Source organism: Bradyrhizobium sp. Kon10, from assembly GCF_055807395.1.
On record NZ_JBVVOZ010000011.1, the window covers coordinates 203,561 to 220,940 of the forward strand.

Here is a 17,380-nt window from a genome sequence, read left to right on the forward strand (position 1 = left end):
ACCTTCGTGACTCCCTAGGAGAACACTCATCCCTTGAACGCCGCCTGCGCTTCCGGCAGATCCCAGATCTTGCCGATCGCAGCAGTGCCGGCAGCAATGATCGCCGCTTCATCGGCGCCGACATAGCGGCCCTCATCCACGAGCACGCGGCCGTCGACCACGACCTGATCGATATTGGCGCGGTTGGCGAGTGCGATCAGCGCGCGGCGTGGGTCGAACAGCGGCTGAAGATGCGGATGGGTGAGATTGACCACGGTGAGATCGGCGGTCGCGCCCGGCTCGATCCGGCCGAGATCCGGCCGCTTGATGACGTCGGCGGCAATCGCCGTGTTCGCCTCGATCAGCTCGGGCGAGTTCGCGACATCGGGGCGCGCTGAGGTGATCTTCGAGATCAGCGAGGCGGCGTTGAGTTCGCCGAGCAGGTCCATGTTGTAGCCGTCGGTGCCGACCACGGTGCGAACGCCGTGCTCCACAAACCGGCTGAACGCCGCGGTGACGCCGGCGCGCGCGAACACGCGCGGGCAGTTCAGCACGGTCATGCCGCGCGCGGCCATCAGCTTCAGGTCGTCGTCGCTGCTGAACATGCAGTGCGCCGCCATCAGGTCCGGCGCGAGCAGGCCGAGCCAATCGAGATATTGCGCCGGCGTGCGACCGCCATAGCGCGTGCCGATGGTCTCGACCTCGGCGCGACTCTGCGCCATATGCGTCGTGATGGGCACGCCGAGCTCGCGCGCCCGCACCGCGCAGGCCTTCAAGAGATCGGGACCGCAAGTGTCGGTCGCATGCGGGCTCATCGCGAGGCCGATGCGGCCGTCGCCGCGATTGTTCCAGCGCTGATAGAGCGCGTCCCAGGTCGCCATATCGGCGGTGCCGTCGTCGCCGGCATAGTGGACCACGCCATCGGCGCCCGCCTTGGCGTCGGAGGTCGAGAACAGATACGGCGCGCCGTAGAAGCGGATGCCCATCTCCTCGGCCGCATCGAACATCTCCGGGATCGAATTGCGGAACGGCTCCATCACCGTGGTGGCACCGCCCTTGAGGAGCTGAAGGATGCCGAGCCGCGCCACCGCGAGGCGCTCTTCCGGCGCCAGGATGTCGGCGCCGCGTTTGGTCAGCGGCAGCAGCACAGTGTAGATGATGCTCTGGTTATGCTTGCGGCCGTTGCCGTCCTCGGTATGGCTGCGCGCCACCGCCTCGCTAAAGCAGTGATTGTGCAGGTTCAACAGGCCCGGCAGCACGAAGCGGCCGGGGCGATCATAGACCTGCTCCGCGTGCGGCTTATCGCGTGTGACCGCGGCGATCTTCTTGCCTTCAACGAGGACCCAATGCTCGCGCAATACCTCCTGCGCGCCGTCCTTGCGTGACAGCACGTAGCTGCCAAAAATTGCGATCGTGCTCATGCGGGGCGTACGTTCCAGAAGACGGCGGTGCCGTCGAGAATGCCGGTGATGGCCTTGCGATAGGCGGTCGGCTGCTTGTACAGGCCGACCGGGATATAGGGGATTTCCTCAAACGCGACCGCCTGAATCTCGCGGCAGATGCGCTGCTGCTCAGCAAGCTCGGACGCCGCCAGCCATTGGCGGCGCAACGGCCCCATCCTCTCGCTCGCATACCAGCCGGCGACCTTGCCCTCGCCACGCAGATTGGTGTTGCCGGCCGGATTGAGCCAGTCGATGCCCTGCCAGTTGCCGACCGCTGCACTCCAGCCGCCCTGCGGAAGCGGATCGTTCTTGAGCTGACGCTGCAGCACCACGGCAAAATCGAGCCCGGCATATTCGACGTTCATGCCGGCCTTGCGCAGTGAGTCGACGGCGATCTCGCCGAGTGGCTTTTGCGCGAGCGAGTTGGTGGGCACGAGCAGCACGATCTTCTCGCCATTGTAGCCGGCGGCTTTCAGATCGGCTTTCACCCTGGCGTAGTCGCGCGGGCCGCGGAACACGTCGAGGCCGACCTCGCTCGCCATTGGCGTTCCCGGCGCGAAGTAGCCGATCGGCGACACTTGGTAGGCCGGATCGGTGCCGGCGACTGCCGTCATGAACAGGGACTGGTCGATCGCACCCAGCAGCGCGCGGCGAATCGCGGGATTGTCGAATGGCGGCTGGAGGTGGTTGAGGCGCAGCATGCAGGCGTAACCTCTGGGATCGAGCACGCGCGTGTCGATATCGCCGGCGGCCTTGATCACGGGCAACAGATCATGCGGCGTGGTCTCCTGCCAATCCTGCTCGCCGGTCTGAAGTGCGGCGACGCCGGTGCCCGCATCGGGCGTGGTGGTCCAGACCACGCGATCGTAGTGCACGATCTTCGGTCCCGCGGTCCAATCCGGCTTGCCGTCACTGCGCGGCTGATAGCGCTCGAATCGGGCATAGGCGTTGCGCGCGCCCTGCACGCGCTCGTCCGCGAGATAGCGGAAGGGGCCGCTGCCGATCACTTCGGTCAGCGGCTTGAACGGATCCTGGCTCGCCAGCCGCTCAGGCATCATGAAACAGGCATTGATCGCGGCCTTGCCGAGCGCTTGCGGCAGCAGTGGAAACTGACGCTTGAGACGGAAACGGATGGTACGGTCATCGACAGCCAGGAGCTCATCCGTAGCCTCCATCAGCTCACCGCCAAAACCATCGCGCGCCGCCCAGCGGCGGATGCTCGCGACGCAGTCGCGCGCCAGCACGCGCTCGCCGTCGTGCCAGAACAGGCCGTCGCGAAGGGTGAGGTCCCATTGCAATTGGTCGCCGGAGATGGCGTCGCCCGACAGCATCTGCGGCGAGACCTGGAGCGACGAGCTCATGCCGTAGAGCGTGTCGTAGACCATGAAGCCATGGTTTCGCGACACCTGCGCGGTCGAATAGATCGGATCGACGAAGGCGAGATCGATGACAGGGATGAAGCGTAGCGTGGTCTGGGATTGCGCGCGGACGATGCCCGGCAGCGAAAGCGCCGGCAGCGCTGCGGCGGCCTTAACAACCGAGCGGCGGGAGATGGGCATTACGAGAGGCTCCTGTGTGACGCTAGATCCAGCGACAGCGGCAGTGCGCCCCCTCCCCCGCTTGCGAGGGAGGGCTGGGGCGAGGGTGCATCCGCAGGCGAGGACCCCCAAGAGGAGAAAGCCCTCACCCGGCGCTTCGCGCCGACCTCTCCCGCAAGCGGGCGAGGTTGCAGCCACTGCGCGGTGAGAACGGTGTCAGAAAAGCCAGGCCTCATCACTTGCGTCTCATCCGTTGAGCAAGACCGCGCCGATCGCCACCGCCACCGCCTGCTGCGCCGGCTCGACCACGGGCGCACCGATGGCCTCAGCAATTGCAGCGCGATGCGAGGCCATGCCGGCGCAACCCATCACCACGACGTCGGCACGGCATTGCGCGACCAGCGCGCGACCGGCTTCGATCAAGCGGCTGCGGATATCAGCGCCTGCTGTCTCCGCTGCGCTCGCGCCGACGGACCAGCTTCCGGCATAGCGGCTGTCGACGCCCATGACCCGCGCCATGCGCTGCTGACGGCGGATGCTCGACGGCGACAGCGCGATGATCCCAAAACGTTCGCCGAGCATCAGCGCGCGGAAAATACCGCACTCGGCGATGCCCAGCACCGGACGTCCGTCCGCCGCCTCGCGCACCGCATGCAGGCCGGGATCGCTGAAGCAGGCGAGCACGAAGGCATCTGCATCGTCGCGCGACACACGGTTCACCAGCGGCATGACGACGCTGTCGGCATCGCGCTGCGAGCTGATGCCGGGCGGTCCCTCGGCAAGGCCGACCACCTCGATCTCCGGCCCGCCAGCGATGCGAAGCGGTGCGACCGCGTGGTCGATCGCGGCCGTCACCGATGCGGAGGAGTTGGGATTGATGACGAGAATGCGGCGGCGGGTCATGGCATTGCTCAGCTGTTATCAGCCTCGTGACGCAGGAAGTTGGCGGCGATCTTCTCGCCAGTTGTGATCCAGACGTCCGGGCAGGATTTTGCGTAGGTCAGGAACTCGCGCAAGAGGCGCAGCCGCATCGGACGGCCGCTGCATTGCGGGTGCAGCACCGTGGTCACCATGGCGCCCCAGTCCCGGGTTTCGTCGAGCTCGTCCTTCCAGATCGACAGCACGTGCTCCTTGGGAAAGATCGAGCGCGGGCTGAAGCGGGCGGAGAGGCCGTGCATCCAGTCGTCATAGCTCGCGGTCACCGGCAGCTCGATCGTTCCAGGCTTGCCGTCGGCGAGACGATGGCGATACGGCCGCACGTCGTCGCGGAAGGAAGAAGTGTAGACGATGCCGTGGCGCACCAACGCGACCCGCAGCTCCTCGGTGAACTCGCCATAGGGCGCGCGATAGCCGGTCGGCCTGATGCCGAGCCGGCGCTTCAGCGCCTCGAAGCCGCGCTCCAGCTCCTCCTCGATCCAGGGATCGCCGGGATCCGGCAGCAGATGATGATAGCCGTGATGGCCGATTTCATGACCGGCGTTGAGGATCGATTCCGCCATCGCCGGATGCGCGTCGACCGACCATCCCGTGATGAAGAACGTCGCCTTGAGATCGAGTTGGTCGAGCAGCTCCAAAAGCTTCGGCGTGCCGACGCGCGCCTCATAGCCGCCATAGCTCATGGTGATGAGCCGCTGCGCATGGACCGCGTCCTTGCTGGTCCAGGCGCTCTCCGCGTCCACGTCGAACGACAAGAACATCGCCGAATTGTACGGCTTGGGCCAGGGATATTCCGGCGCGGGATCCGCGGTGTTGGCCGGAACGAGCGGGATGCTCTGGAGTGCCTTACTGTCCAGCATTGATGGTCGCCTTCTCTATGCCGTTATCGTTGAGTTTCCACTTCGCCAGCAGAGCACGATAGGTGCCGTCCGCGATCAGCGCATCGAGCGCCTCGACCATACCCTGCTGCAACGCCTTTTCCTTGACCGGCAGCGCAATGCCCGTGAACTGCGTCGCGAACGGATCGCCGACCGGCGCATAGGCGCCCGGCTCGATGTCCATCAGATAGGGCAGCGTCTCGTTGCCTTGCACGGCGGCGTCGATGCGGCCCTGCCTGAGCTGCGTGCGCGCATCCGCCGAGCCGTCCGTACCGACGAACTGGATCGGATTGCCGCCGCAATTCTTCTGGCTCCATTTGTCGATCTCTGCCGGAAACATGGTCCGGCGACTGGCGCCGACTTTCTTGCCGCATAGCGCAGCCATGTCCTTGAACTCGGACGCACGGGATTGCTGCACGAAGAATTTTGGACCGCTACGCAGATAGTCGACGAAGGAGGCAATCTCGTGCCGGCTCGCATAGTCGGTGAAGCCGGACAGGACGGCATCCACCCGGCCCGTCGAGATCGACGGCATGAATTCGGCAAAGCTGGTTTCCGTCCATTCGATCTTGACGCCGAGCTTACGCCCGAGCGCCTCGCCGAGATCGACGTCGAAGCCAGACAGCGTATTGGTGGCGGGATCGCGGAATTCCATCGGCGGATAGTTCGGCACCAGCGCGACCTTGATGCTACCGCGCTTGGCGATCTCCGCCGGCAGCTCGATCGCCATCGCAGATGCGCTCAAAGCCCCCAAAACTGCCGCCACAACCAAAACTGTCTTCATCAACAAGCCCCCATCTCAGATCACTGCCGAAAGAAATGCCTTGGTGCGCTCCTCGCGCGGCGCGCCCAAGACCTCCGTAGCGCGCCCCTGCTCGACGATCGCGCCCTGATCCATATAGACAACGCGGTCGGCGACTTCGCGAGCAAAGCCGAGCTCGTGCGTCACCACCAGCATGGTCATGCCGCTCCGTGCCAACTCCTTCATGACCGCGAGCACCTCGCCGACCAGCTCGGGATCGAGCGCGCTGGTCGGCTCGTCGAACAGCATCAGCATTGGCTTCATCGCAAGCGCACGCGCAATCGCCACGCGCTGCTGCTGGCCGCCGGAAAGCTGCGCGGGATACGCGTCGGCCTTTGCCGACAAGCCGACGCGACGGAGCAGTTCGAGCGCCTCGGCGCGCACCTCACCGGGCTTGCGTCCCTGTACCTGGAGCGGTCCTTCGGTAATGTTGTCGAGCGCCGTCTTGTGCGGGAACAAATTGAAGCGCTGGAACACCATGCCGGTCTTCAGCCGCTGCCGGCCAATCTCGCGCTCGCGAAGCCGATAGAGCCGCCCGCCCTGCTCGCGCACGCCCAAAAGTTCGCCGTCGAGCCAGATGCCACCATTATCGATGGCGGCGAGCTGGTTGATGCAGCGAAGCAGCGTGGTCTTGCCCGACCCGGACGCGCCGATCAGACACACCACCTCGCCGGGCCAGATGTCGAGCGAGACATTTTTGAGAGCTTGAAACTCGCCAAAACTCTTGCTGACGGAGCGGATCGCGACGAGGGGCTTTGTCATCGCGCCAACCGCAAGGTGCCGCGGGCAAAACGGCGTTCGAGCAGCATCTGGAGCGGCGTCAGGACCGAGACCACGAGCAGGTACCAGAGCCCGGCAACGATCAGGAGTTCGATTACCCGGGAATTGGCGTAATAGATGTTTTCGGCGTTGTGCAGCACCTCCGGATACTGGATGACGCTCGCAAGCGAGGTCGCCTTCACCATGCCGATGAACTCGTTGCCGAGCGGCGGGATCACCACCCGCATCGCCTGCGGCAGGATGATCCGGCGCAGCGCGCGCAAACGCCCCATGCCGATCGCCTGCGCCGCCTCGTATTGCCCGATGTCGACCGACAGCATGCCGGCGCGCATCACCTCGGAGGTGTAGGCGCCCTGGTTGATGCCCAGCCCGAGCAGCGCGGCAAGGAACGGCGTCATCACGTCGACGGCGCGCGCGCTCCACAGACCGGGAATGCCGATGGTCGGAAACACCAGCGCTAGATTGAACCATAGCAAGAGTTGCAGAATGAGCGGCGTGCCGCGGAACAGCCAGGTGTAGCCGGCGGCGACGGTCTTCATCACCGGATTGGGCGACAGCCGCATGATCGCGACGACGACGCCCAGGAAAATGCCGAGCGCCATCGCCAGCACCGCCATCACCATGGTGTTGACGATGCCCTCGAGGATCACTTTTACAGTCAGGAAGCGGCCGACATACGACCATTCGATCTGGCCGTTCGCAAACGCGCGACCAATTGCAACGAGCGCAAGGATAATCACCGCCGCGCTGAGCCAGCGGAACCAATGCGGCTCGCGCGCGATCCGCATCCCCGACAGATCTGGAAAACCTTCCGCGAGTGCCGGTGCCGATTTCATTGCGGCGCCGCGTTGAGCATGGGCTGGGTCACCGCGTTCGCGCCAAGGCCCCATTTGTCGAGAACGGCCTTGTAGGACCCATCGGCGATCATGGCGGTGAGCTTCTCCGTCACGACCTCGCGAAGCGCCACATCGTCCTTGCGAAACATGATGCCCTGATAGCCCTTGGCGAAGGCTTCGCCAACGACGCGATATTTTCCGGGCTCCTGCGTTTGCGCATAAGGCAGCGTCTCGCTGCCCTGCACAGCCGCATCGATGCGGCCCTGCTTGAGCTGGTTGCGGACGTCGATCGAGTTCTCGCCTGGCACGTATTGAATGGCCGGTTTGCCGGCCGCCTCGCAGTTCTGCTTGCTCCACTTCTCGATCTCGACCGGAAAACTGGTGCTGCGCGTGGTGCCGACCTTCCTGCCGCAGAGATCGGTCGCCGCCTTCGCCTCGCTCTCTGTCATCACGAAGAACTGCGGGCCGGTGGTCAGATAATCGACGAAATCGGCGGTCTCGCGTCGCGAGGCGCGGTCGGAGATGCCGGAGAGAATGAAATCGGCGCGCTTGGTCTGGAGCGATGGGATCAACTCGGCGAACGGCGTCTCGCTCCAGACGATCTTCAGGCCGCCAAGCCGCTTGGCGAGTTCGTTCGCAAGATCAACGTCGAGCCCGACGAGTTCGCTGGTCGCGGGATCGCGGTATTCCATCGGCGCATAGGTGGAGTTGACGGTGAGCTTCAACGTGCCCGCTTGCTTGAACTCCGCGGGAAGCTCGGCGGCCCCTGCGGAGGCGAGGGCGGCCAGCGTGGCAAGACCGAGAGAAAGTGAAAGGCGTGTCATGTCAGTTCCTTTGCCAATCTTTTCCGTTGCCGGCACCGTGCCATGGTCAGTCAGCGTCGAGGACCGCGGGCTCGATGACGCCGGCGCGCTCGGTGAGGACCCTGTATTGCTCCGGCCGCCGGTGAGCGGCGAAATTGAACATCTTGTCCTTGCCCTGGCGGCAGAGGTCGAGATCGACGTCCGCGACGATCACCTCGTCGGTCAGCGTTGCGGCCTGCGCGACGATGCAGCCATTGGGGTCGACGATGCAGGAGCCGCCGATCAGCCCCGAGCCGTCCTCCTCGCCGGCCTTGGCGACCGAGATCGCCCAGGTGGCGTTCATGTAGGCGTTGGCCTGCGTCACCAGCGTCGAGTGGAAGGTACGCAAGGAGGCGTCTTCGGTGACGCCGCCATTGGGATCGTAGGCGGCCGAATTGTAGCCGATGCAGACGAGCTCGACGCCTTGCAAGCCGAGCACGCGCCAGGATTCCGGCCAACGGCGATCGTTGCAGATCATCATGCCCATGATCGCATGGGCCCAGGCCGAGCCGGCGCGGAATGCGGGAAAGCCAAGGTCGCCATAGTCGAAATAGCGCTTCTCGAGTTGCTGGTAGCGCGCGCCCGGGCGCGGCTCGACCGAGCCCGGCAGATGCACCTTGCGATAGCGGCCGAGAATATCGCCGTCGCGGTCCACCAGGATGGCGCAATTGTAGCGACGTCCATCCGGCGTCAGCTCGGCATAGCCGACATAGAAGCCGACGCGCAGCGCACGCGCGCGGTCGAACAGTTTTGCCACGGCCGGATTCGGAATGCTGCGCTCGAAATATTGGTCGAGCGCGTCGCCCTCCAGCAGCCAGCGTGGGAAGAAGGTGGTGAAGGCAAGCTCGGGAAATACCACGAGGCTCGCGCCGCGGCCAGCCGCCTCCTCGAGCAGCGCGAGCATCCGCCCAAGCGTATGCTCACGCGCGTCTGCTTTTTGCGTCGGCCCCATCTGGGCCGCGGCGGCGCGAAGGACACGAACCAAGATTGCCTCCAATCTGTGCGCAATGCTGCCTCAATGGGCGAATGAACCCTTTGATCCAGCGTGCAAATCCGCTGCCATTAGGCGCAAGCGGGGCTGCAGAAGCAATTCATCGTGCTATGATCTTTTGGCCCTGAGTATAATCGGCAGTGATATGAACCTGCGCCAGCTCGAGATCCTGCGTGCCGTCATCCGCCATCGCACCACGGTAGCGGCGGCCGACGAACTGGCGCTGTCGCAGCCCGCCGTCAGCAACGCGCTGAAGGCGATGGAAGCGCAGGCAGGCTTTGCGCTGTTCGAGCGCGTCAACAACCGGCTGTTTCCGACCGCGGAAGCCATGGCGCTCTACAAGGAGAGCGAGGCGATCTTCGCGCTGCACGCCAAGCTCGAGAACCGCGTCCGCGATCTGCGCGAGAACCGCTCCGGCCATCTCGCCATCGTGGCGACGCCGCCGCTCGCCTACAGCATCATTCCGTCCGCACTGTCGGGCTTCCTGCGCCGGCGGCCCGAGACGCGGGTATTTTTCGACGTGCGGCGCTATGAGGGCATCATCGAGGGCGTGCTCAGCCGTGTCGCCGAACTCGGCTTCGCGCTCGGGCTGACGCATCATCCCGGCATCGCACATGAGGTCGTGCATACCGGCGAAATGGTGTGCGTGATGCCGCCGCAGCATCCGCTCGCGGAACGGCCCGTCATCTCGGCCTCGGACCTGTCCCGCCTGCCCTTCATCGGGCTCGAACGTGGCACGCGGCTCGGCGAGGCCGTGCGGGACAGCTTTGCCCGTGCCGGCGCGCCGTTCCAGCCGACTGTCGAGGTGCGCTATTGCAACACGGCCTGCGTGCTCGCCGCCGCCGGTGTCGGCGCGGCGGTCGTCGACCCCTTCTCGCCACGGCAGAACGGCGGCCACGGCCTCGTCGTCCGGCCGTTCACGCCGACGACGCGTGCGGTGGCCTACATGCTGTGGTCGGAAGCCGAACCGCTGTCGCGGCTGGCAAAGGCCTTTCTCAGCGAGGTCCGCGAGCAAAGCGCATCGCTGGAGACCGCGACGCCACACGAATACAAGGCAGGGAGCGACTGAGCTTGCACCCCCGCGCGCAACCTCTTACCTGATGGCATATGGCACGCATCACCATCATCGAGACGGGGCAGGTCCCGCAAAAATATCGTGAGCGCCACGGCTCTTTTCCGGACATGTTCGAGCGCATGGTCCGCGCCGAGGATCCCACGGCCACGATCGACATCGTCAGCATTCCGAATGGCGATGCGCTTCCCGACCCCGACAAGGTCGAGGCCATCCTGATCACCGGCGCGGCCGCCGGCGTCTATGACGGACTCGACTGGATCGCACCGCTCGAGAATTTCGTCCGCAAGGCTTACGCCAACAACACACCGATGGTCGGCGTCTGCTTCGGCCATCAACTGATCGCCCAGGCGCTCGGCGGCACCGTCCGCAAGTCGGAGAAGGGCTGGAGCATCGGCCGGCACGTCTATCGGGTGCTGCCGGAGAACGGTGTCCTCGACGGCGACGCGGTCGCGATCGCCGCCTCACATCAGGACCAGGTGATCGAGCCGCCGAACGACGCGCTGACGATTCTCTCCTCCGACTTCACCCCGCATGCCGGCCTGCTCTACGCCAATGGCACGACGCTGTCGGTGCAACCGCATCCGGAGTTCGACGTGGATTTTGCGCAGGTGTGCTGCGAGCTGCGCGACGGCAAAGCGCCAGATGATGTCGTTGCGACGGCGAAGGCGTCGCTGGCCGAGCCGCTGGACAACGCGAAGCTGGGTGGAGCGATTACGCGATTTCTGGCGCGGCGCTGAGAATTCACCTCGCCCCACTTGCGGGGAGAGGGAGAGAAGCAGCTCAGAACGGGCTCTCCCCCAGCCCCACAACATCCGCCGGCCGCGGCCCAGGCGCTGCCCAGTGAAACCGGCGATCCTTCTCCGCAATCATGATGTCATTGATGGAGGCTTCTCGCCGCTTCATCAAGCCATGCTCGTCGAACTCCCACTGCTCGTTGCCGTAGGAGCGATACCACTGGCCCGACGCATCGTGCCATTCGTACTGGAAGCGCACCGCGATGCGGTTGCCGTCGAAGGCCCAGAGGTCCTTGATCAGCCGGTAGTCGTGCTCCTTCTCCCATTTGCGGGTGAGGAATGCGACGATGGCTTCGCGGCCCTGGAATACTTCCGAGCGATTGCGCCAGCGGCTGTCCTCGGTATAGGCCAGCGACACACGCGCCGGATCACGCGAATTCCAGGCGTCCTCGGCCATTCGCGCTTTTTGCGCGGCAGTTTCACGGGTGAACGGCGGAAGCGGCGGGCGCGACATGGAAGCCTCATCGGTTGGCGGGAGTGCAATCTATCGCCGCGCGCGGGGGAGTCGAGGGGCCGTCCGCTATCGCCCGATCACGAAATCAGATCAGCCTTCATCAAGGCTCGGATCGATTTCGGGATGGGCTGGGCGCGGCCACCGCTGATGAAGGCGACGCGCACCTCGGCCTTCACCAGCACGTCCACGCCGCGCCGCACCTCCTGCGCCAGCATGATGGATGCGCCTTTCACCGCGATCGGCCAGGTCACGATGTCGAGCACGTCATCCATCCGCGCCGGCTTGAGGAAGTCCAGATGCATCGAGCGGACGACGAAGGCGAAGCTCGAATCCTCCGTCGCGGCCTGCTCGAACAGCGCCTGCTGCTCGGCGCCCATCAGCCGCAAATGATTGGTGCGCCCGCGCTCCATGAAGCGCAGATAATTGGCGTGATAGACGATGCCGGAAAACTCTGGTTTGACGATATCGCAACAGGATACCAACTGCTTGATTTCGTTGGGGCGCTGGAGGGCGATAGCGTGAACAAGCGTAGATTTTTCTACGTCCCTTTCATGGCGGGCCGCAGCGCCTTCGGGATCAGCTTCAGTGTTCAGCTAGCTCGCCTCGAGAGAAATGTCAGCCCGGCGAGCATAGCGGCCCGAAGGGGCATGCGGGACGCGTGCAGCGACAACACCGGCGTTTGAGCGGCACGCGGGAACGGGGCAGCAATAACGCTCGCCACATGCGAGCTCGTTTTCCGAGTGCCCCCGGCGAGGAGCACTTTATGTCTTGCGCGAGGCATCGTCATCCGAAGGGCCGAGACAGGATGGCTCGGCAAGCTGGCTCATAGAGCCCCGTCCGCGGAGCGGACGCGCCCACAACCTAATCAGGCCCGTACTTGCGCCATGGGCGAAAACCGCGGCACTTATGAGCCTGAATTCGGGAAATCTTATCGCGGACCTCACACCACTGACCCACATTAAGAACGTGTGCGGTTGTTTGCGTGAGAGTTTCCGGGTTCGTTGCTCCGTCGGTGCCGCCTGACAGAAAGCCCAACCGATCGCTCCTGCATTGACGGTTTCATCCGCGGAGCCGGAGCAGGACTGGCGTGTATCGTACTCCGTCAACCAGCTCCATGGTGTGGCCGGAATGGTCGACGAACAGCTTCTCGCCGGCCACAGGATGGGCTTGAGGAGGCCGGCCCAATCCTTGTAGCGTTCGCAAAACCACGAATAGCTGAAGCAGTCGGAGTTAGGCCAAAGACCAAAGTAGCCGGGTTGCAGACTGTCAGCGGTGCGCGCCTCCTGGTTACCCCGATCGCAATCGCTGAAATAGCGATCACGATCTGCTGGAAACGGTGATCACGATGCTCTGGAATGGGCGATCACGATGGCTTGGAATCCGTGATCACGAACGGCTGGAACACGCACATACCGGGCGCCCCGTCGACCTACCACGCTACTAGCGTCGCGAAGTGGAGCGATGCCGTCAAGCTGTCGGGTGCGCGACAGGCAGGACACCGCGCTGATCTACGCTCGCAAGCGAAGGGGCAGGTCAAGCAGTTGGAGAGATCTGCAATGCCGCAACCTGACGCAGCGTTTGATTCACGCATTTCTTCCAGCGCCAATGTTGCGATGCAGTTACAGCAATTTGCGTGCACGTTGTTAAGACGCACCAGGCACGGGGGCACTCAAGACATGGGAATAGAAATGAAGAACTTGTTGCTTATGACAGTCAGTACGGTGGCGCTTGCTGCGGTGGCCCCCGCATTCAGTGCTGATCTGCCTACGCAACCCATCAGCCCTCTCTACACCACCGCTCCGGGACCTGTCGCGGCTGCAATCTACGATTGGAGTGCTTACTATTTCGGCGTGAACGGTGGTTTGAGCTCAGGCGCGAGTTGTTGGGAGTACCTTGGCAGCACGCCCGAGGGCTGTCATCATCCGACAGGCGGTACCGTGGGCCTCCAGATCGGCTATCGATGGCAGATGGGCCAGATCGTGCTGGGTGTTGAGGGCCAGGGCAACTGGGCTGATTTGACCGGGTCCAATCACAGCATCGCGTTTGCCGATACTACCAACCAGACTAAGATTGACGCGTTCGGTCTCATGACGGGGCAGATTGGTTATGCCTTCGGGAACAACGTACTTTACGGCAAAGGCGGCGCCGCAGTCACGAGCAACATCCATCAGATCAGCTCGACCGTGGCAGGAGCCGCTAGGAAAAGTGACGTTCTTTGGGGTGGTGCGTTGGGGGTCGGATTCGAGCACGGCCTCGCACCGAACTGGACGGTGGGCTTCGAGTACGACCACCTGTTCTTCCAGCCCCGCACGGAGAAATTCAGCGGGAACATTGGTGGGGCCGATCGCATCCGCGAGGGTCTCGATCTTATCACGGTACGGGTCAACTATAAGTTTGGCGGTCCGATTCTCCTTAAATATTGATCCGTAGTTGTGTCGATGGCCCCGGCCCAGCCGGGGCCATTTGAAGGAAAGTATGGCCCGCTCAGAGCCCGGCCATTCAGGCAATTCGGACGTGAGATTCAAGCGCCGCCTGCGCGATCCCGGCCCTTCGCCTTTCGCTGGCCTGCGACCCGATTACGGCTGACTTTCGGTGTCGAGTGTGCTCAGCGCTGAGCCGGCGGTTCCCCGCCAAGTGCTGCCGAGCTTGCCGTCCGGAGACGGAGGCGCTTACCCTGGCAAGGCGGCAGCCGCAAGCCAAGCAGTATCATTCCCGCGGCATCGACGCAGGTTCCGAGCTCGTCGCCCTTGCGACTACCCCTGTCCACAGGCAGACGAGATCGTCGAACACAGCTGCCTCCGCTGAGGCGGCCACGGCAAGATCCGCCTGCAAGCGTTGAGGACATAATAGATCGGCTCATCCGCGTCTGTCGCGAACCCGGACGATCGGCAGCTCGGCTTTCCAACATCTCACCGGCACGTCCGATCTTTCGGATCACTCGGCCTCGCCTGCTTCGGCTACTAGCGGCAACCGAGCAGGCGAGCACCCTGCCCTCCGACATCGCCGACATCGCACGCGAAGCGCCGATGCGGATCGAGGAGAAATCATCTGTGCCGCGGGCGGGACGCAACGACGTCAGTGACAGCCGCGGACGCGGGCGACCTCATGATGAAGCAAGGCGGCATCCACAGCAGGACTGACCCGAGTTTCTCCAGGACGCCATAACCCTCGCGCTCAGATGGCATCGCTGCCGGGCGCAAGCTCCATGGCCGGCAGACCTCTAATCTCGCGTCGCCTTGCAACCCGCCGAAACCCAGGCGGTCAGCCACGCCGGAGCGCGGGGAATAGGTTTGGAGTTCATTCTCGGTCCTTCACACCTCGAAGGGGGTTCTGCAGTTCGCACCCGTAGCAAGCACGACAGGATTCCTGCAGAGTCCGTAGCGCGAGACGCGTCAAGACAGTTGGATCCGTTGGATCCAAGTGACCTTGTGCGGCCAGAGCTAATACCTTTTCGGCGAGGCACGCCTTCAACGAAGACGTCCGGTTTGCTTCGGGCACCATCCCGATCGCATCGTCCAGAACACCTCGCAACAAAGCGCATAGTTTGGTTTTCGGTGTCATGCCGCCAATCCAAAAACAACGGAGATCTGGCCGACCTCGGCTCCGGCCCGCCTGGCCGGTGGCCCCCGGAAAGCCATGCGGAATAAACCTTCTTCCCTCCAGGGAGCGGGGGGAATAAGGGAGACGGCCGAGCCTACAAGTACAAGAGCTAGGTTTCGGTAATGTGACAGTTCGTGCTCCGCTCATTCTGGATGCATGACAGCTTAAGAAAGCATCCGGCGGATAGGACCTTTGGTTTTCAAGTCAGCGCTTGCTGACGCTATCAACAAAAGTTCGTAACATTTGGTGAGGATCGCCGAGCCGTGAATTGGGCAGCCTTAGTGGATTGCTTGTTCCGATCGCGCCAATTCCAGCTTAGGAGTTCGTCGCGCCTTTGAGCCGGATGTGCGGCGCGGTTGCTATAGTCGGCGAGCCACGCTTGTGAATCCACTCTGTTCAATCTGGCGGTCATGTTCACGGTCAGAGCTCCGGCTCGGCGGAAACGGATTGGTCCGCAGCCTCAGAGTTGTCACATCCCAGTTCTGGTAGTTGAAACGCGACGCAACATCATCTTGAACTCTTCTGGCACGGTTCACAGTTGAGCTTACGAGTGATAAGAATTTCTCTTCGAGATCATTTCGGCGTGCTCCGGCCAGCCCAGCTTGTCGCCGTCCAGGATCGCTGGTTCGAGTGGCTCGATATTCGCACCCAAACTTTCGCCCAGCTGCGCGATCCAGTGACGCTAGAACGAGCTTGGGTGCCACTGGGCTCGATTACCGTTCCGCCAGAACCAGAATGGACACCGACACATCCGGCGGTCACCATGGCTCACCGCCCCACGTAATGTCCCCTGTTTAGCACCGTATTCCACGGAGCGGATCAAGTTTGAAACATCCCCGCGTGGTCGTTCTGGCGTAGTCAGTCAGTGTCCAGTACCATGTGCGACACGATTATGATCGCTCGCGGGACAACGCCGTTGAGGCGTGTCTGACTCACACTGTCGAACTTACGACACGCTGGTACTTATTTGTAAAGCTAGGCGGTGTGGACCCTGAGAACCCATTTCCAGGAGCAAATCAGATTTATGGCTGTTTTCTCGGAGCAAGTCTTCGGTGTCATGAACCCGCTGGCTCGACCGCAGGTCGAACGCGATGCGGCTGCTTTGTAGCTTACCCGCGGCGGCTGTAATGGCCGCTACAGCCATCCGCCGCCCCTTTGCCTCAGTCCGCGCGCTGCAACAGCGCGCTAGCCGTCATCCACAACAACACGTCACGGGGGTTCCGATATGCAGTTACTAAGTTTCTCCACGCCGAGCGCCATTCTCTCGAGTGCCCCTTCTCACAACTTAAGCAATTCAGCAGCGTTGCAACCGATTGACACGGAACGGAAGGTCAGGTGTCCGTCAACTCCTCTACAGCTATAGGAATCATGTGGCTTGCTTCCTTATATGTCTCGATCGACGGCAGTGGCTCCCCGTGGAGCTTTGATTCAAAGCTCCGCAGCCGCTGATAGATCGAGATCAGTTCGACAATCGTGCTCCACGAGTTGACGAGATACTGAAACGAGGTTCGCACTTGCGTGAATGCGTTGAGGATTTGATTCATCGCGCCGAGGGTGATCTTGCCTGCGATGATCGTGGGCGCGAGCAGGAGGTAAGGAAATATGACGTCAGTCTGCAAATAGACGATCCGGCCGATATTGAAGTACATGAAGTTCAGATAGAGCCGGAAGTAATTCCTGCGAATGTCGCTAAACAGCACGCTTAATGTCGGAGCATTGGCACGCGCCGCATCATCCTCGCCGAGCACCAGCTCCTTGCGATAGGCCGCTTCGACCCGCTGGTTGAAAAATTCGATTCCGGGCAGACGGATGCCGATAAGCGCGAGAACGCCGGGCGGCGAACACCAGCGGATAAGGAATCGAGCCGAGCAGAGGCAGCTCCGTGATGTTACTGGACAGCCTCACCAGAACCGGCAGGAAGGCCAACAGCGTCAGCATCGCGCTGATGAGATTGACGCCTAGACCTTCCATGGTGCTGGCAAAGCGCATGGTGTCTTCCTGGACACGCTGGGAGGCGCCTTCTATCGTGCGCAGCCGTGGCCAGTTGGCGACATAGAAATCGTTCATCGCCGTGCGCCAGCGGAAGATGTAGTGGCTGACGAAAAATCGTGTCATCACGCCGACCACGACGGCCACGAGCGCGATGCCGGCAAAGGTCGACAATTCGTTGTAGAACTGCTCAACCGTGACCGGCGCCGACTTCGAAAGCGCAGCCTGGATCATGTCGTAGAACGGTCCATACCAGCTGTTGATCGCGACCGAGACCTGGACCTGAAAGTAAGAGGTGAACAGAATCAGCGCGGAGCCAAGAATGGACCACGTCGCCCAGGGATGCGGGGCAAATAACATCCATGCCGCCGCGAACACCGTAACGGCCAGCGCAAAATAGAGATCAAACCACAGCGCCGAGGCCGACCAGAACGTCGCAAGCCC

At 63.0% G+C, this 17,380-nt stretch carries 14 protein-coding genes and 1 pseudogene; 3 read left to right on the plus strand and 12 right to left on the minus strand.

Features of this window, described 5'->3' with window-relative positions:
- Positions 1–26: 26 nt before the first annotated feature.
- The 9 genes from AC0L2O_RS17920 to AC0L2O_RS17960 all read right to left on the minus strand — a co-directional run bounded on the left by AC0L2O_RS17920 (position 27) and on the right by AC0L2O_RS17960 (position 9,018).
- Complete coding sequence (locus AC0L2O_RS17920) at positions 27–1,400, minus strand: amidohydrolase family protein (protein WP_473370628.1); 1,374 nt, start codon at positions 1,398–1,400, stop codon at positions 27–29.
- The gene (locus AC0L2O_RS17925) at positions 1,397–2,980 is read right to left on the minus strand and encodes an ABC transporter substrate-binding protein (RefSeq protein WP_473370629.1); all 1,584 of its coding nucleotides are present in this window, start codon (positions 2,978–2,980) and stop codon (positions 1,397–1,399) included. Before AC0L2O_RS17925 ends, AC0L2O_RS17920 begins: the two co-directional genes overlap by 4 nt.
- Before the next feature lie 225 nt (positions 2,981–3,205).
- Positions 3,206–3,862, minus strand: a complete 657-nt coding sequence (locus AC0L2O_RS17930) for an aspartate/glutamate racemase family protein (RefSeq protein ID WP_473370630.1) — start codon at positions 3,860–3,862, stop codon at positions 3,206–3,208.
- A gap of 8 nt (positions 3,863–3,870) precedes the next feature.
- Positions 3,871–4,755, minus strand: coding sequence for a polysaccharide deacetylase family protein (locus AC0L2O_RS17935; RefSeq protein WP_473370631.1), 885 nt, complete (start codon positions 4,753–4,755; stop codon positions 3,871–3,873).
- Positions 4,742–5,557: an ABC transporter substrate-binding protein gene (locus AC0L2O_RS17940; protein ID WP_473370632.1), complete on the minus strand. Its 816-nt coding sequence runs from the start codon at positions 5,555–5,557 to the stop codon at positions 4,742–4,744. Before AC0L2O_RS17940 ends, AC0L2O_RS17935 begins: the two co-directional genes overlap by 14 nt.
- Before the next feature lie 15 nt (positions 5,558–5,572).
- On the minus strand, positions 5,573–6,337 hold the full coding sequence (locus tag AC0L2O_RS17945) for an amino acid ABC transporter ATP-binding protein (protein WP_473370633.1): 765 nt from the start codon (positions 6,335–6,337) through the stop codon (positions 5,573–5,575).
- Positions 6,334–7,191 carry an amino acid ABC transporter permease gene (locus AC0L2O_RS17950; RefSeq protein ID WP_473370634.1) on the minus strand — a complete coding sequence of 286 codons (858 nt, stop codon included), beginning with the start codon at positions 7,189–7,191 and terminating at the stop codon, positions 6,334–6,336. Before AC0L2O_RS17950 ends, AC0L2O_RS17945 begins: the two co-directional genes overlap by 4 nt.
- Positions 7,188–8,015 carry an ABC transporter substrate-binding protein gene (locus AC0L2O_RS17955; RefSeq protein WP_473370635.1) on the minus strand — a complete coding sequence of 276 codons (828 nt, stop codon included), beginning with the start codon at positions 8,013–8,015 and terminating at the stop codon, positions 7,188–7,190. The genes AC0L2O_RS17950 and AC0L2O_RS17955 overlap by 4 nt, the downstream gene beginning before the upstream one ends.
- Positions 8,016–8,061: 46 nt before the next feature.
- Positions 8,062–9,018: an N-carbamoyl-D-amino-acid hydrolase gene (locus tag AC0L2O_RS17960; protein ID WP_473370636.1), complete on the minus strand. Its 957-nt coding sequence runs from the start codon at positions 9,016–9,018 to the stop codon at positions 8,062–8,064.
- A 151-nt stretch (positions 9,019–9,169) separates the two neighbouring features.
- Here AC0L2O_RS17960 and AC0L2O_RS17965 point away from each other — a divergent pair, with 151 nt between their 5' ends.
- Complete coding sequence (locus tag AC0L2O_RS17965) at positions 9,170–10,093, plus strand: LysR family transcriptional regulator (protein ID WP_473370637.1); 924 nt, start codon at positions 9,170–9,172, stop codon at positions 10,091–10,093.
- A gap of 38 nt (positions 10,094–10,131) precedes the next feature.
- Positions 10,132–10,836 (plus strand): type 1 glutamine amidotransferase, encoded by a 705-nt coding sequence (locus AC0L2O_RS17970; protein ID WP_473370638.1) that lies wholly within the window; start codon positions 10,132–10,134, stop codon positions 10,834–10,836.
- Between the two features lie 43 nt (positions 10,837–10,879).
- On the opposite strand, the gene AC0L2O_RS17975 is transcribed toward AC0L2O_RS17970, so the two are convergent.
- A complete protein-coding gene (locus tag AC0L2O_RS17975) occupies positions 10,880–11,347 on the minus strand; it encodes a nuclear transport factor 2 family protein (RefSeq protein WP_473370639.1) in 468 nt (155 codons plus the stop codon).
- Between the two features lie 77 nt (positions 11,348–11,424).
- Positions 11,425–11,829: a YbgC/FadM family acyl-CoA thioesterase gene (locus AC0L2O_RS17980; protein WP_473370640.1), complete on the minus strand. Its 405-nt coding sequence runs from the start codon at positions 11,827–11,829 to the stop codon at positions 11,425–11,427.
- A 1,206-nt stretch (positions 11,830–13,035) separates the two neighbouring features.
- On the opposite strand from AC0L2O_RS17980, the gene AC0L2O_RS17985 reads away from it, so the two are divergent.
- The gene (locus AC0L2O_RS17985; RefSeq protein ID WP_473370644.1) at positions 13,036–13,770 is read left to right on the plus strand and encodes an outer membrane protein; all 735 of its coding nucleotides are present in this window, start codon (positions 13,036–13,038) and stop codon (positions 13,768–13,770) included.
- 2,508 nt (positions 13,771–16,278) lie between these two features.
- On the opposite strand, the pseudogene sbmA reads toward AC0L2O_RS17985, so the two are convergent.
- A pseudogene (sbmA, locus tag AC0L2O_RS17990) lies at positions 16,279–17,380 on the minus strand (peptide antibiotic transporter SbmA); the annotation flags it as partial.